14 protein-coding genes are annotated in these 14,286 nt (G+C 45.7%); 8 read left to right on the plus strand and 6 right to left on the minus strand.

Features of this window, described 5'->3' with window-relative positions:
* Positions 1-47: 47 nt before the first annotated feature.
* Positions 48-698, minus strand: coding sequence for a GntR family transcriptional regulator (locus tag FHS17_RS18325; protein ID WP_167279867.1), 651 nt, complete (start codon positions 696-698; stop codon positions 48-50).
* Positions 699-844: 146 nt separating this feature from the next.
* Between FHS17_RS18325 and FHS17_RS18330 the strand changes: the two genes are divergently transcribed.
* Genes FHS17_RS18330 through FHS17_RS18350 form a run of 5 tightly spaced genes read left to right on the plus strand, consistent with a single transcriptional unit; the run spans position 845 to position 5,289 of the window.
* A complete protein-coding gene (locus FHS17_RS18330; protein ID WP_243865422.1) occupies positions 845-1,222 on the plus strand; it encodes a GntR family transcriptional regulator in 378 nt (125 codons plus the stop codon).
* 51 nt (positions 1,223-1,273) lie between these two features.
* Positions 1,274-2,047 (plus strand): hypothetical protein, encoded by a 774-nt coding sequence (locus tag FHS17_RS18335; RefSeq protein ID WP_167279869.1) that lies wholly within the window; start codon positions 1,274-1,276, stop codon positions 2,045-2,047.
* Positions 2,047-3,342 (plus strand): hypothetical protein, encoded by a 1,296-nt coding sequence (locus tag FHS17_RS18340; protein ID WP_167279870.1) that lies wholly within the window; start codon positions 2,047-2,049, stop codon positions 3,340-3,342. The genes FHS17_RS18335 and FHS17_RS18340 overlap by 1 nt, the downstream gene beginning before the upstream one ends.
* Before the next feature lie 15 nt (positions 3,343-3,357).
* On the plus strand, positions 3,358-4,569 hold the full coding sequence (locus tag FHS17_RS18345) for a hypothetical protein (protein ID WP_167279871.1): 1,212 nt from the start codon (positions 3,358-3,360) through the stop codon (positions 4,567-4,569).
* Positions 4,570-4,572: 3 nt separating this feature from the next.
* Positions 4,573-5,289 (plus strand): ATP-binding cassette domain-containing protein, encoded by a 717-nt coding sequence (locus tag FHS17_RS18350; RefSeq protein ID WP_167279872.1) that lies wholly within the window; start codon positions 4,573-4,575, stop codon positions 5,287-5,289.
* Between the two features lie 300 nt (positions 5,290-5,589).
* Here the strand turns inward: FHS17_RS18350 and FHS17_RS18355 are convergent, their stop codons facing one another.
* Both FHS17_RS18355 and FHS17_RS18360 read right to left on the minus strand, forming a co-directional pair.
* The gene (locus FHS17_RS18355; protein WP_167279873.1) at positions 5,590-6,045 is read right to left on the minus strand and encodes a RidA family protein; all 456 of its coding nucleotides are present in this window, start codon (positions 6,043-6,045) and stop codon (positions 5,590-5,592) included.
* 19 nt (positions 6,046-6,064) lie between these two features.
* Complete coding sequence (locus FHS17_RS18360; RefSeq protein WP_167279874.1) at positions 6,065-6,496, minus strand: Lrp/AsnC family transcriptional regulator; 432 nt, start codon at positions 6,494-6,496, stop codon at positions 6,065-6,067.
* Positions 6,497-6,619: 123 nt separating this feature from the next.
* Between FHS17_RS18360 and FHS17_RS18365 the strand changes: the two genes are divergently transcribed.
* Complete coding sequence (locus FHS17_RS18365; protein WP_167279875.1) at positions 6,620-7,378, plus strand: MBL fold metallo-hydrolase; 759 nt, start codon at positions 6,620-6,622, stop codon at positions 7,376-7,378.
* Here FHS17_RS18365 and FHS17_RS18370 read toward each other — a convergent pair.
* The 3 genes from FHS17_RS18370 to FHS17_RS18380 all read right to left on the minus strand — a co-directional run bounded on the left by FHS17_RS18370 (position 7,330) and on the right by FHS17_RS18380 (position 12,013).
* Positions 7,330-8,154: an alpha/beta fold hydrolase gene (locus tag FHS17_RS18370; RefSeq protein WP_167279876.1), complete on the minus strand. Its 825-nt coding sequence runs from the start codon at positions 8,152-8,154 to the stop codon at positions 7,330-7,332. The two genes, FHS17_RS18365 and FHS17_RS18370, sit on opposite strands and share 49 nt — an antisense overlap.
* Positions 8,155-8,276: 122 nt before the next feature.
* The gene (locus FHS17_RS18375; RefSeq protein WP_167279877.1) at positions 8,277-11,552 is read right to left on the minus strand and encodes a DEAD/DEAH box helicase; all 3,276 of its coding nucleotides are present in this window, start codon (positions 11,550-11,552) and stop codon (positions 8,277-8,279) included.
* A gap of 2 nt (positions 11,553-11,554) precedes the next feature.
* Positions 11,555-12,013: a MarR family winged helix-turn-helix transcriptional regulator gene (locus tag FHS17_RS18380; RefSeq protein ID WP_167279878.1), complete on the minus strand. Its 459-nt coding sequence runs from the start codon at positions 12,011-12,013 to the stop codon at positions 11,555-11,557.
* A 150-nt stretch (positions 12,014-12,163) separates the two neighbouring features.
* Here FHS17_RS18380 and FHS17_RS18385 point away from each other — a divergent pair, with 150 nt between their 5' ends.
* Positions 12,164-13,093 (plus strand): NADP-dependent oxidoreductase, encoded by a 930-nt coding sequence (locus FHS17_RS18385; protein ID WP_167279879.1) that lies wholly within the window; start codon positions 12,164-12,166, stop codon positions 13,091-13,093.
* 186 nt (positions 13,094-13,279) lie between these two features.
* Positions 13,280-14,251 carry a glycoside hydrolase family 43 protein gene (locus FHS17_RS18390; protein ID WP_167279880.1) on the plus strand — a complete coding sequence of 324 codons (972 nt, stop codon included), beginning with the start codon at positions 13,280-13,282 and terminating at the stop codon, positions 14,249-14,251.
* Positions 14,252-14,286: the final 35 nt, after the last annotated feature.

A 14,286-nucleotide genomic window follows, 5' to 3' on the forward strand; every position in this document is an offset into this window, starting at 1 on the left:
AAAAAACCGGAGGCCATAAGGCTTCCGGTTTGATCATTATGAGAAGGTTATTTCAATAATCCACCAAGAATAAACTGCTCATGGACATCCGAATATTGCTCGGTGACGGCAGCTTTTGCTGCGGTGATGTCACCGGTCTTGATCGCCTCATAAATCCGGCGGTTCGTTTGAACAGAGCGGCTTGGTTGGTATTGTGGATATTTTTTGCGGTAAGAGACGGTATGGAATACATATCTGCCCCGGTAAAGCTCCATAATTTGCAGCATGCTCTCATTATGAATGGTCCGAAGGATGGTCTCAGTGAAGAGCAGGGTGCTGTTATAGTAACTGTAGAAATCACTTTGCTCCATAGCTGCCTGCTGCTGTTCGAGGTATTGGCTCAGTGTTTCCAGATCGAAGTTAAGCTGGCGTTTCACAGCGGTATCCAGTACGAACAGCTGCATCGAGACGAGTACTTCATACATTCCGCTGAAATCATGAGCAGATACTTCCTTCACCATAACTCCGCGTCCTCGAAAGGATCCAACTAGTCCTTCCCGTTCTAACAAGGAGATGGCTGCGCGGATAGGCGTCCTGCTCATGCCGAGAAGTCCAGCAAGCTCATTCTCGGACAACATGGAGCCGGGCATATATTCCGCACGCATAATTCGTTCACGTATTTCACGATAAGCAACGGTTTCCAGAGAAGTAGAAGACATAGTGATATTTTCCTTTGTCTGTTTTAGTTTAATAGTAACAAAACCTCTATGTCTTGCAAACACTTTATAACAGAGGATTTTTCCCAATTGCCTCTTGCGGTCTTATTGTATTACTGTCATAATACAGTCATAGCATGAGGCAGGTGATGGAGTTGCTGACATTTCAGGATTTACAATTAAATAATAAAATGCCGGTCTACGTGCAGATTGCCTTGTATGTAAAGAGACGCATTTTGCTCAAATGGGCGGTGTCCGGCGATAAGCTTCCTTCCAGGCGGGATATTGCAATGCAGTTGAACATTAATCCAAACACGGTCCAGAAAGCGTTCAAGCTGATGGAGGATGAGGGCTATGTTCGAACGAGCAGTACATTAGGAAGTGTTATTTATCTGGATGATGAGATCTATGGCCGTATTGAGTCAGAGCTTACAAAGGAAATGGTGGCGGAATTTATAGCACAAGCTAAGGAAGCGAACCTTTCGTTTAAGAAAACAGTTGAGCTGATTAGTGAGCTTTGGGAATAGGCTTTTTATACATTCATTGTATTAGTGCATTAATACAGGAGGTGCAGGAAAGTGAAAGGATTTTACCGGCTTTTAAATATTCAATTTGCGTCGATGCTGCCTGTTTTATTGATTTTGACAGCGGGGATGCTGCTTACGCCATATATGCTGCTGCAATCCGAGGTTGCGCATTTGAATGAGACTTCGATGCATCCGCGGTTTGAAAGCTTGTATTATACGTCCGGATGCAAGACGGCGTTATATGTATTTATAGCTGCGTTCTGCGTTTATTTCCTGGTGAAGCAGTATAACGCGTATTGGGGGAGCAAGAGCATTTATACGTATTTGACCTTGCCAGTGAAACGAGAAGCGTATTACTGGAGCAATCTGCTGTCTTTTATCATAGGATTACTGCTTCTTCTTGCTGCTCATCTGGTTGCGATAAGATGGGGGTATTCCGCTGTTGTTGATCATATCGGCAGCTACGCCGACGGCAAGTTCGTCATGCATAACGGGTTGTTTCTGGCTTTTATCCGCTCGAACTTCCTAAAGCTTATATTACCGTGGAGCATTAGCGGATGGTTCGCGTCGATCAGCGTATTTCTCACAGCGGCTATCGGCTTATATTACGCATTCCTCTGTGAGCGCAGCAGACGGCATTGGTTCATTATCTTCGTATTTGCTGCGGGCTTGATTATGCGGCATATTGTGAATGCTCAGATATCCGCTCCTTCCTCGGACTGGACAATTGCAAAGCTATACACATACAGCATTATTCTGTTGATAATGAGCGGCTTCTTCGTCTGGCATAGCATACGGCTAATCCGGAAAGGAGTTATCTCTTGATGCAGGCGTTATGGAAGAAATCAGCAAGTCACTTGGCGCTTCCGGCGCTCGTAATTGCGCTGCTTCTTATTGGATTCCAATTCATGAAAGTCGATGCGGACCGGAATAAAGGAACTTTTTATTTAAAGGATCATCAAGGAGACCGTTCGGCGCTAGCGGATGTAACAATTAGCGGGGAACTAGGGGATGGATTTCATAAGTCGTCGTTCTATCTGGAAAAAGGTAATGTTGTAACGCGAACGCAGGTTTACGATCCACCTCGTGAAGTCTGGTACAACAATCTTTCTCTTGATAAATTAAAAGGGAATCTCCGGTATGATCTCATATACCAGCCGTCTTCCATTACGGTAAGAGATCCTAAAGATTCTAATTCCTATTGGACGGCATCTGTTATGCCTAATATTACCGAATATAATGATACGGGCCAACCGAAACGGGATAACACTAGTGCTTATACAAATAGGCTTGAATACGGACTTGCAAAAATAGGCGATCAGGATTTTTTTGTAGTGCCTTCAACGAATCATTATGTTGGAATAAGCGGTATTTATAAATTGAATTTTATAGATGCCAGAAGCAATCCAGGTGAGACACCTCCGTCGGAAGCCCTTGTCACTTTCAGTTTGGATAAGAATAAGGAGCCATCTCCGTCCGAGATTCAGGTGCTTGGCCTCGAAGCAGTTGGCGACAAGCTTGCTCTGATCCTGGAGGAGGACCAGAGGCTCGTTATCCGAAGCTATGACAGCAAGAGCGGGAAGCTCTTAGGTGAGGTGGCGGCTGATGATTTTACAGTTTCCAATGCTTATTTGGCTGAGTCGAAGAGAAAGTTTAATGAATCGTATGAAGCCTATTCTGACGTGCAAAACAATCGATTGAGTATCGCGTTTATGAGCGGTTATGAACAAGGACTGGTTCAAAAAATCATTTGGAGTTTTGACTTGTCAGATGGAGTGAAGCTGTTGGATGAAACGGAGATCACCTACAAGGACCTTAGGGTAAATGATAAACGTAATATGGAATCCATCCATTATCTGAATGGCAAGCTCTATGTCATTTATAGCAATCTGGAACTGGGAGGGAAGACGGATTATGATCAGTTTGTGTTCGATCCCTATCAGCCCAAGAAGCTCATTATACAAGTTTACGAAACGCATAAGCTTCTTTATGAAGGAGAGCTTGTAACCGATCATAATGATGACCTTATAAGCCTTCAGAATTATAAACGGGACTCCTTCACCTATGACCCCGTGTACAACCGAGAGTTCGAGCATATCGTTGTTCAATCGATTAAGTAAGGGGAGGCGTTTATAATGATGGATAAATTAAATAAGCTGTCCCGCCATCTTGCCATACCCTTTTTCCTGGTGGCTCTGCTGCTGATTGGAGTTATCGTTTTTCTAAACCATACGCATCAGAATGCGGGAACTTTATATGTGAAGGATCATTCAGGAGACCGTTCAGCGATCGATCCGATCATAATATCAGGAGATATCAGTGATCAGTATGCAAGTACAAGTTTTGAAATCTCGAAAGGCCAATTAAACAGGCATACAGAGGTGTCTGATCCTCCTGCTCTTATAACGGATCATTATAAGTACATCCAAGGATGGAAAAAAAGAATGGACGGACTTGATTATCAGGTTGAAGGCGGATATACCTACTCTGTAACTTATATTGGTGGCAGGAAATCCTCTCTCATCAATACAGGATTAGTGTTTCAAAGCGAAAATATTTACTCCAATTCATTAGAGCGTGGACTTGCCAAGATTGGCGATCATGTGTATTTTACTGTACCAACATCGGCTGAAACTACAGGGACAAACGGCATTTATGAACCTTCCTTTGAAGAAGACGGAACGACTCGGACTGTTGCTGAATACAGCCTTGACCAGAATAAAGATGGTGGTTCTCTTGAAGTGTGGGGGCTTGAGGCAGTGGGGGATAAGCTAGCCCTTATCCTTATAGAGAATGGGCATCCTATCGTGCAGGGCTACGATCCAGATAGCGGGCAGCTGCTCGGTAATATCATGCTTGATCAGACGGGTATCAAATATTCCGGCCAATATGAAGCCTTTAATAATGATCAGATTTTGAATCTTGTTTTTCAGAAGAAGTCCGTCACGGACTTTAATATCCGTGCTCATAAAGCAGTATGGAGCATTGATTTTAATAGCGGTATGAAGGTGATTGATAAGACAAATCTGGATTATGAAACGAATGGGCAGGATAATTTTCGCAGCCGGATGACGATGCACTACCAGGGCGGTCAGCTTTACGTTGTTTATACGTCAACGGAGCCAAGGCCGAATGACCAATATTATGCTGACAGCTACCTGCCGATTCATTTGCTCATCAGGGTGTATAAGGATGATCAGCTGTTATATGAAGGCGAAATTGATTCGGACCTGAATGATGACTTCATCAATACGACTAACATTCCATATGGCCAGTCATTTGACATAAATTCGGATGATTACCGTATGTTCGACCATCTGAAGATCCAGGCAAGAGAGGAGGAGTAGCACATGCTCGAACTAAAGTATGTGGAGAAATCGTTTGGACAATCGCGGCCTATTCTGCATGTGAGGGACCTAAGGATTCCTAGCGGAGAGATTGTTGGCGTTCTAGGCGAGAACGGTAGTGGGAAAACAACATTACTTAAGGCTATAATGGGCCTTGGCGAAGTGAAGTATCGCGACATTGCAATTAACGGGCGGCCGGTTCAGGAGCAATACGACCAGCTTGCTTTTATTACGGAAGAAGGAAGCTACATCCCGAAGCTAACCCCTCTCCAGTATGCAGATTTCCTAGCGGCTTTTTATCCAAGATTTGATCTTGTGTACTATAATAAGCTGCTGAAATTTTACGAGCTTGAACCAAACAAGAGAATAAGGACGTTCTCGCGAGGGCAGAAATCGAAGCTTGAGATTAGCGCGGGTATGGCGAAAGGCGCCAAATATATTCTGATGGATGAGCCGTTCCTTGGGAAAGACATGTTCACCCGACGGGACTTCCTGAAGCTGATGATTGGCAACCTGAAGGGCGATGAGACGATTCTGATCGTGACTCATCACCTCGATGAGATCGAAACGGTCATTGACCGGGCACTTATTATGTCGAGGGGCCGAATTGAGGCGGACTTCTACATGGATGACTTGCGTGAGCAAGGCAAAGACCTGACCGCTATTATGGCGGAAAAAGCAGGCTATAAGCCGGACCGTTACAAGACCGTTCTTGAGTAAGAAACAGGAGTAGCGTTTGAACGCTGCTCCTGTTTTTATGCTAAGCTTAACGATGCCGCATATTCTTAAGCTTCTGTTTAGCGGTTTAATAGGCATTCTTAACGATGTGCGATATCGTTAAGGATCACTTTTTGGCCAGATAATAAGGTGAATGAGCCTTTTTGTGTTCCTTTACGATATACGACATCGTTAAGGTTTTAATTTTCTGTTTAATCTGCAGTCTTAACGATGCCGTACATCGTTAAGCAATCTTTTCAGTGAATGAATCGAGCTTTGCAAATAGACTAAGTGTCGAGCCAATCATGGTTTAATCTCAAATATCGAATCAATAACAAGAGGCAGATTGTCTCGTAAGGAATTAGCACCCATAACGGAGCGGCTGTGAATGCCGCTGTCCCCGAATACTTCCCGCATGAGATCGGAACAGCCATTCAGTACGAGGTGATGTTGTTCGAATGCGGGATCCGCATTAACGAACCCCTGCAATTTAACCACTCGAGCTACGAGATCCAAGCTGCCTAAAGCCTGCTTCACAACAGCAAGAATTTCAATTCCCGCACTTCGGGCAAATTGATAGCCTTCCTCTGTGGAATAGGCTTGTCCCAGTTTACCTTTTGGTTTCCCTGATGGACCTTTCCCAGCTACAAAAAGCAGAGAACCCGCGATTACGCAATTGGTGTAATTAGCAGCGGGATCACTGGCTTCAGGAAGGATAATTCCTAGATCTCTTAATCGTTCTTCAATGCTTGTACTCATTATGTACAACCTCCAATTTTTACTTCACCTGTCCAATAGACAAGCTTAGCTTGTAGTTCCCAAACGTTAATAACTCATCTAGAAAATCATTCAGCTCCAGCTGTGAGCCTACGCGTACCCGCATCCAATAGCAGCCTTCTCCGCTGACCCGATGAATCTCTAATACATTGCTGTTTTGCTTAGCGAAGGTCTGAAAGGCTTGATGGGCGGTGCTTGATTTCATAAAGACGGTGACAAAGGCATGAACGGTCAGGCCGATTTTGTTAGGATCCCAACGAACGGTTGTGCCTTCAATAATGCCAAGATCCTGGAGTTTTCGAACACGAGCACCAACGGCTTGGCCGGTCAGATGAACATGTTCTCCAATCACTTTGTGAGACTGGCTGGCATCTGCAATTAAACCGTTTAAGATCTGAATATCAATATCATCGATTCCGTATTGATTTGACATGTTATAGGAAATCCTTTCATTGTGAAAATAATCGAGGCCTTATTGTTTCATGAGGTTATTCGTGCTAGATGAACCTTATTTTATAATTAAGATAGACTTAAAGGGAAGAGAGGTTTTACAAATATGAAAATTCAATTGATTCGACATGCCACCTTATGGCTGGAATACGCAGGAGTACGGTTGCTCGTGGATCCCATGTTTAGTGAAGCTGGAGTGAATCCGCCAATCAACAACTCGACGAATGAGAGGCGCAATCCGCTTGTGCCGCTGCCAATCTCTAAGGAAGAGCTGGTGAAGCCGGATGCTGTTCTCGTCACGCATCTTCATCAGGATCATTGGGACACTGCTGCAGCAGAAGCACTGCCTAAGTCTACGGTCATATTTTGTCAGCCTGGTGATGCTCACAGCATATCAGACCAGCATTTTTCTTCTGTTACAGAGATTGAGCAGTCGACAATATATAAAGGCATCACAATTTCAAGAACAAGCGGCCAGCATGGTACAGGTGAGATTGGACAAAAAATGGGGAAGGTGTCCGGATTTGTCCTTCAAGCAGAAGGACATCCGACCCTTTATATCACTGGTGACACGATTTGGTGCGAAGAGGTAAGGCAGGCGCTGGACGCCTTCCGGCCGGATGTGGTGATTGTCAACGCTGGTGGTGCACAATTTGCTGTAGGGGAACCGATTACGATGAATGTTGAAGATGTTATTCGCGTCTGCAGCTATGCGCCTTATTCCAAAGTTATCGCGGTTCATATGGATACAATTAATCACTGCTTGGTGACAAGAGAGGATCTCTCTCGTGCATTGCAAACTGAGGGATTGATGGATCAGGTTCTGATTCCAGCCGATGGTGAAAGTGTGATTGTAGATAAATAATCGGCAATAACTTGGTTAAAAGCTTCCGGTACGTCTGCATTTGCACAATGGCCTGCTCCCGGGATCGTTACAAGCTGTGAATGGGGCTCCAACTGGTGAAGTAAACTTAAGGCTTCATGAATCAGTTCCCGGTCATGCTCACCCACAATTAGGAGCATCGGATACGGCATGGGCTTCCATCGATCGGTAAAGAAGGAGCCCATACCGCCCATTGCCTCGAATGACCGCCGCTTGAAGTGCCGGATCCCTTGCTCGAATAATGTACGTCCTCGTTCTGTTGAACAGGATACGCGAAGAACATATTGTTTGAACTTTGTCATGGAGAATAGGATGTAGCCAATCCATTTAAGGGCTTCGGCTTGCTGCTCTTTTTTGATCCGCTTATTGGCTTTATGTATGGAATAACCTCCGACAATGATAACTGATTGTGTCTGCTCCGGATAGCGGTCTGCAAAAGCTTGTGCGATCAGCGAGCCAAGCGATACACCAAGGAGATGACAGGCTTCGATCCGGTGGTCAGCCAAAATACGGCTGATGACAGCAGGTATATCTCTCATAGTAACCTTGGATTTGACAGAAGCTCCAGCCCCATGCCCAGGCAGATTAATAAGGATAAGCTGGTAGTTTTCTTGCAAAAAAGAAACCTGTTCATGAAACAAGGTATAGTCCGCAAATGCAGCATGCAGCATAACAATCGTTTCTTTACCCTCATTGCTGCTTATGAAATAGGGGAAATCACCATGCTGTTCATACCTGCAAACGTCTTCCCTTAGCATCCCAATTTCACCCTCTTTTCGGAATCTATTACGATCTGACCTTATAACTTACGCTGGTATGCAAGCCGTCATGCCAAAAGAAGCCTCCAAGTAAAGTGAACTTGGAGGCTTCTTCGATCCTTTTATAAATCCCGTTCATTGGCGCCTATCGCGAGAATCTCCCGAATATCAGATTCGGTAAGTGATGACAGCTGCTCTTCACCAGGCTGGATGATGTCGTCGATCATATTTTTCTTCCGCTGCTGAAGCTGGTACATCTTATCTTCAACCGTGCCATGAGCAGCAAGACGGATAACCTGAACAACCTTGGTTTGTCCAATTCGGTGAGCACGGTCTGCGGCTTGCTGCTCGACTGCAGGATTCCACCACAGATCGTATAAGACTACCGTATCCGCACCAGTCAGATTAAGTCCCGTGCCGCCAGCTTTCAGAGAAGCGAGGAAGATATCCCTCTCACCATCGTTAAATCGATTGCATAATTCGACTCGCTCAGAAGCTTTTGTACTGCCGTCGAGATAAAAGTATGGTATACCTTGCCGGACAAGCTCTTTGCTGATTAGACCAAGCATCTGTGTAAATTGAGAGAAGATCAGCATCCTTTTGCCAGTGCTTCGGCATTCCTCCACAATCTCGAACAGCTGCTCGAACTTGGCTGAGCTGCCTTCATAGTCCGTTACGAATAATGCAGGGTGACAGCAGATTTGGCGAAGTCGAGTAATGCCCGCCAATATTTTGATCCGGTTCTGATGGAAGCTGCGATCATTGTCCAGATGCTTGACTGTTTCCGTACGCAGCTTAGCCAAGTACGAGACGTATAATTTTTTCTGCTCCGGCAGTAAATTCGTGGCCTGCATGGTTTCAATTTTATCGGGCAGCTCCTTGAGCACGTCGGACTTCAAGCGGCGAAGCAGGAAGGGACGTGCACGGCGGGAGATGCTTTCTCGGGGCATATCCGAAAATACTTTACGGGCAGGGAACAGCTCCGGAAAAATAGCTCCAAAGAGTGACCATAGCTCCTCCACCTTATTCTCAAGCGGTGTTCCGGTTAACCCGAAACGGTGTTTGGCTTGAAGAGCTTTTACCGCTTGTGCAGTTTGAGTCGTATGGTTCTTAAACGCCTGAGCTTCATCTAATACGACCGTATGATAGAAGCGCGTGACATACAGATCAATATCCCGCCGCAAAAGGGGATAGGAAGTGATAATGACATCGACACCTTTTAACGATCTTAGCTTAGCCGCCCTCTCTGGCCGTGTTCCATCTGCAATAATGACGGAGATCTCTGGAGCAAAGCGCTTCAGCTCGCTTAACCAGTTGTACATCAGTGAAGCTGGCGTAACAATGATGGCTGGCTGATCAAATTGTCTAATCTCCGGTAATACGGACAGCAGGAAAGTAATGCTTTGAATGGTTTTACCCAGTCCCATATCATCGGCCAGAATGCCGCCCATTCGGTAATGAGCAAGTGTCTTCATCCATTGGAAGCCGTATTTCTGGTAATCCCTCAGCACGTGTTGAAGGCTTGCAGGAACCTCGAACTCCAGATGATCCGGATTACGGATATGGGCAAGCAGCTTACGGAATGATTTGCCGAGTTGAATAATTCTTCCGTCATTCTCCATGTCCGCAAGATGCAGTCCTCGTGCAAGCGGGATGCGGAACGTGGTGTTGTTCAGCTCCGAACGCAAGAAGCCTGTTTCATTAATAATCCTTGTGATAGCTTCATATTCTTTGCCCTCCAGCGGCAGAAAAGCCCCATCTTGAAGGCGATGAAAGCGGCGTTTCTCCACAATAGAGCGCAGCACACTACGGATTTCATTATCCGATATACCCGTCAATTCGAATTTGAACTCCAGCCAGTCTGTTCGTTCATCGACTTCAACTTTTAAGCTAGGAGGCGAGTTAGGGACAACTATCCGTGTCTTAACAGCCGTTGTTGCATGGATCTGAAGTAATTTTTCCAGCTTTGGAATGGTATGCCGCAGGAACTCGAATTCGCTGTCTTCATCCTGCATGTAGTAACCAAGCTCGGTTGTAACAAAACCACTTTGGTCCATGATATCTAGGATCTGATTTTCACGATCGCCATCTCGTAGTAAAATCCGGTCGGTGTTTTTATAATCAGTGTTTGCCGCCAGAGGATTGATCCTGATATCCCCGTATTGAAACTCTACTTCGGCTAGAAGTCTTTCCCGGACACGGTCCAGATACAGTTTAGCCTTTAGAGGTGTCTGCACGATCCGCTCCGATACACTTCGCGTAACTTGAACCTGCCCAATCTTCATCAGCTCGGGAACAACCTTCTCCATAAACGGTTCGATTTGCTCCGAGGAAATGATGACATGCTGCCTGCGGGAGGCATCCAGCATATTTTTGAGATCCGCTAGTCGTTTGCAGGCATCTGGGGACAGCTTGATGATCCGGCCTTCGCTGAGAACTATATTGTAGGCGGACAAAACAATAATCTGGTCAAGTCCTTCGACCTCGAGTTGAAAGCCATTCCCATCATGATCGCCAAATTCAAAGCGGATAGGAATGGTTTCATCACTAATCTGCAAGCCGGCGGTGATGGTGCCCTCCTGATCAATCAGTACGGATGGGCATGAAGCAAGAAGCGGCAGCAGGGCTGTCCAATCTGCAGGCGGAATCATGAGCATTCGATCGGCATTTTTCAGACGAGCTCGCCCAGGTAATGGCTGTGCGCCCTCCTGGTACAGCGCTTCATTCCTGCTGATCCGGGCAAGTTCATTTAGTACAGCATGATCTTCTGTCCTGAAACAATGCTCTGCCGGGTTAAAGGTGAAATGCTTGGAGAATGTTCGAGTGACATTCAGCGCCATACCTTCGATAAAAGCCCGGATATCCGGTACGACATACAATCTGCCAAGACCAATTCTAAGCTCTATCCCGATTCTATAATTTCGGTAGCCGCTCGTGAAGATCACACAAGTAAACTGAACTTCAACAGGAGTTCGAGTATCTCTAACGTATCTTGTGCGGCTGATGAGCGAAGGCTGTTCACGATCATGGCTATTAAATAAGTCTAGAATGCTGTTTGACAACAGCTGGTCGCTTGCAGATATGCGGGCGAGATTAAGAGCCTCTTCGGGCAGTTCTGGCAGTTCCAATAGATGCAGCAGCATAGCAGCAACATGCTCGCAATATTTGTCTTCAGGGTCAAAGTCCGGACAAGTGCAGGTAGCGATAATCTCACCACGGCTGCTCGTTGCGGTTACGATTAGATCGCGATTCGTTCTGACATTCGCCTCACAGAAGGGTTTGTCCGGATCATAACGCAGAATGGTTACACCGCCGGACTGCCAGATTGATTCCCCTTCTTCAAAAGCAAATCTGCCGCACAATACCCGGACATCATCATCCGTATATTGAAAGCTCATCGTTATAGAATCCTTTCTTTTGGCTCGGTTATTTGATGCAGCAAGCGAAGCAGTTGACCTCGATCTTCTGGCGATAAAGAAGCTAGTACGATATCGGCAGATTCGCTCATGGCGAGTCTGGCTTTTTGTATAAGTGGCGGAGCAGTCTCGGATAGCTTGATAAAAGTCGCTCTGCGATCATCCGGATCCGGAATCCGAACAATCAGCTTCTCTTGCTCAAGGGCATCCACGAATTGGGTAACCGTACGTGGTTTAATACCAAGCTTGGCAGCAATCTCACTCATTCGGAGTTGTCCAGCCTCGGATACAGAGACGAGAAAGCGCAGCCGCGGTCCTGACAAATAGTCTGGGATATCCAGATCTGTTAGATGTGATTCAAATTGAAGATGCAGCTGATGGGTGGTTCGGAGCAGCGTTTCCAATAAGAGGCCTGCTGCAGGTACTGATTCGGATGTAGGCATAAATCCTCCTTGACTTTAAACAAGCAAAATATCTATACTCACTATATCGAAAAAATACTGAGTATACACAATATGTGTTAGTTCTGTAGTTTGATTTTACACGAATCCTAATGTTTCATCAAATATTTCGAATAGGGAGGATGTTCAAAGATGACCCAAATGATGCAGGCGATCCGCTATCATGAGCATGGTGGAGCGGAGGTGTTGCGGCTGGAGCAGGCTCCTCGGCCATTACCGCAAACAGGTGAGGTTCTTATCCGTGTTGTAGCAGCAGGTGTACTTCCGATCGATTGGAAGATTCGTAAAGGCTTGTTCCCTATGCCTGTGAAGTTCCCGGTGATCCCAGGCACAGCATTTGCAGGTATTGTTGAAGAGGTAGGGCCGGATGTGAGCGGTCTGCAGATCGGGCAGGAGGTATTTGGCAGAAGTACGAACGGGACCTATGCCGAGTATACGACAGCTCCAGCAGAATCTATTGCACTTAAGCCGGTATCTATCAGTTTTGAGGAAGCAGCGACTTTATCGGGCGGAGCAACAACAGCATGGTGTGCCATTAAAAATGCAAATGTGAAGCCGGGTGAGCGTGTTCTTATTCATGGCGCTGCCGGAGGGGTAGGGCTGTTCGCTGTACAGTTCGCCAAATCGCGAGGTGCGTATGTAATTGGGACGGCTGGGCCGTCGAATATGGCATATATTCGTTCCATCGGTGTAGATATGGCTATTGATTATACGGCGGCGCCTTTTGAGCAACAGATTGAGGAGAAGGTGGATTTTGTCCTGGATACGATTGGTGGACAAACGCTTGAACATTCCTGGGAGGTTGTGAAGCATGGAGGTGCTCTTTTGACGATTGCAGGTCAGCCGCCGCTTGAGCAGGGACAAGAAGAAGGTGTTCGTGTTCTTCGTTCAGCGATTGCAGCGAAGCAGGATTTAATTGACATCGCAGAGCTGATGGACAAGAGAATCGTCCAAACAGAGGTTCAAGCTGTATTTTCTCTTGGTGAGGCAGAGCAGGCACATATGAAGTCGGAAAAAGGTCATGGTCGAGGTCGTATTGTTCTTCATGTTGGTAATAAATAGATGCTTTTTATAAAACATATACAAAATCCGCGTATCTATGAGATTGCGCGGATTTTTTTATAGGCAAAACTATATTTTCTACGCCATATTCTTTAATTTATGTAGTTTACGGCAAGCGATTTCGGATTAGAATGAAAGAGATAAATTAGAATGGAATTCGTAATGCGCGAAAAGGAGAACGTGATCATGACAAAACCTAATGAACCAATTGTAACGCATATTTTTACAGCAGATCCTTCTGCGCATGTATTTGAAGGTAAAATCTATATCTATCCTTCCCATGACCTGGATCATGACGGCCCAACGAACGATAACGGCGATCAATATCAAATGGAGGATTATCACATCCTGTCTATGGACGATGTAAATTCCCCATGTGTTGATCATGGTGAAGCTCTTCATGTGAAGGATGTACCTTGGGCTTCGAAGCAAATGTGGGCGCCAGATGCGGCCTTCAAGAACAATACGTATTACTTATATTTCCCTGCTAGAGACAAGGATGGAATCTTCCGTATCGGTGTAGCGACGAGCAGCACTCCTGCTGGACCTTTCAAAGCAGAAGAAAACTATATTCCAGGCAGCTTTAGTATCGATCCGGCTGTTCTCGTGGATGAAGATAACAAGGCATATATCTATTTCGGCGGACTTTGGGGCGGACAATTGGAGAAGTGGACAACAGGCGAGTTTGTAGCTGACGCTGCTGATCCGGATGTGAATGGTCCTGCGCTTGGACCTCTTGTTGCAGAATTGAGCGACGATATGCTTACCTTCAAGAATAAGCCTACTGAAATATCTATCGTTGATGAGGAAGGCAATCCGCTTCTGGCTGGCGACGAAGAACGGAGATATTTCGAAGGTCCTTGGATGCACAAATATAACGGCAAATACTATTTGTCTTATTCTACAGGTTCGACGCATAAGCTTGTTTATGCGATTGGCGATACTCCGCAAGGCCCGTTTGTCTATAAAGGAACGATTCTGACGCCTGTTCTCGGTTGGACAACTCATCACTCCATTGTGGAGTTCCAAGACAAATGGTACCTGTTCTACCATGATGCATCGCTGTCCGGCGGTGTTGATCATAAGCGCAGTGTGAAATTCACTGAGCTTAAGTATAACGAAGACGGAACAATTCAGACGATTACTTACAATAGCTAATAGGGAAAGCACGAAGCATCTGCTCCGTGCTTTTT

Origin of the sequence: Paenibacillus lupini (assembly GCF_011761355.1) — a bacterium.
In the GTDB taxonomy this organism is placed as follows: domain Bacteria; phylum Bacillota; class Bacilli; order Paenibacillales; family Paenibacillaceae; genus Pristimantibacillus; species Pristimantibacillus lupini.

Coding starts and splice junctions, on each gene's coding strand:
- FHS17_RS18325 (WP_167279867.1), bottom strand. CDS start 698: ATGTCTTCTACTTCTCTGGAAACCGTTGCTTATCGTGAAATACGTGAA.
- FHS17_RS18330 (WP_243865422.1), top strand. CDS start 845: ATGGAGTTGCTGACATTTCAGGATTTACAATTAAATAATAAAATGCCG.
- FHS17_RS18340 (WP_167279870.1), top strand. CDS start 2,047: ATGCAGGCGTTATGGAAGAAATCAGCAAGTCACTTGGCGCTTCCGGCG.
- FHS17_RS18345 (WP_167279871.1), top strand. CDS start 3,358: ATGATGGATAAATTAAATAAGCTGTCCCGCCATCTTGCCATACCCTTT.
- FHS17_RS18350 (WP_167279872.1), top strand. CDS start 4,573: ATGCTCGAACTAAAGTATGTGGAGAAATCGTTTGGACAATCGCGGCCT.
- FHS17_RS18355 (WP_167279873.1), bottom strand. CDS start 6,045: ATGAGTACAAGCATTGAAGAACGATTAAGAGATCTAGGAATTATCCTT.
- FHS17_RS18360 (WP_167279874.1), bottom strand. CDS start 6,496: ATGTCAAATCAATACGGAATCGATGATATTGATATTCAGATCTTAAAC.
- FHS17_RS18365 (WP_167279875.1), top strand. CDS start 6,620: ATGAAAATTCAATTGATTCGACATGCCACCTTATGGCTGGAATACGCA.
- FHS17_RS18370 (WP_167279876.1), bottom strand. CDS start 8,154: ATGCTAAGGGAAGACGTTTGCAGGTATGAACAGCATGGTGATTTCCCC.
- FHS17_RS18375 (WP_167279877.1), bottom strand. CDS start 11,552: ATGAGCTTTCAATATACGGATGATGATGTCCGGGTATTGTGCGGCAGA.
- FHS17_RS18380 (WP_167279878.1), bottom strand. CDS start 12,013: ATGCCTACATCCGAATCAGTACCTGCAGCAGGCCTCTTATTGGAAACG.
- FHS17_RS18385 (WP_167279879.1), top strand. CDS start 12,164: ATGACCCAAATGATGCAGGCGATCCGCTATCATGAGCATGGTGGAGCG.
- FHS17_RS18390 (WP_167279880.1), top strand. CDS start 13,280: ATGACAAAACCTAATGAACCAATTGTAACGCATATTTTTACAGCAGAT.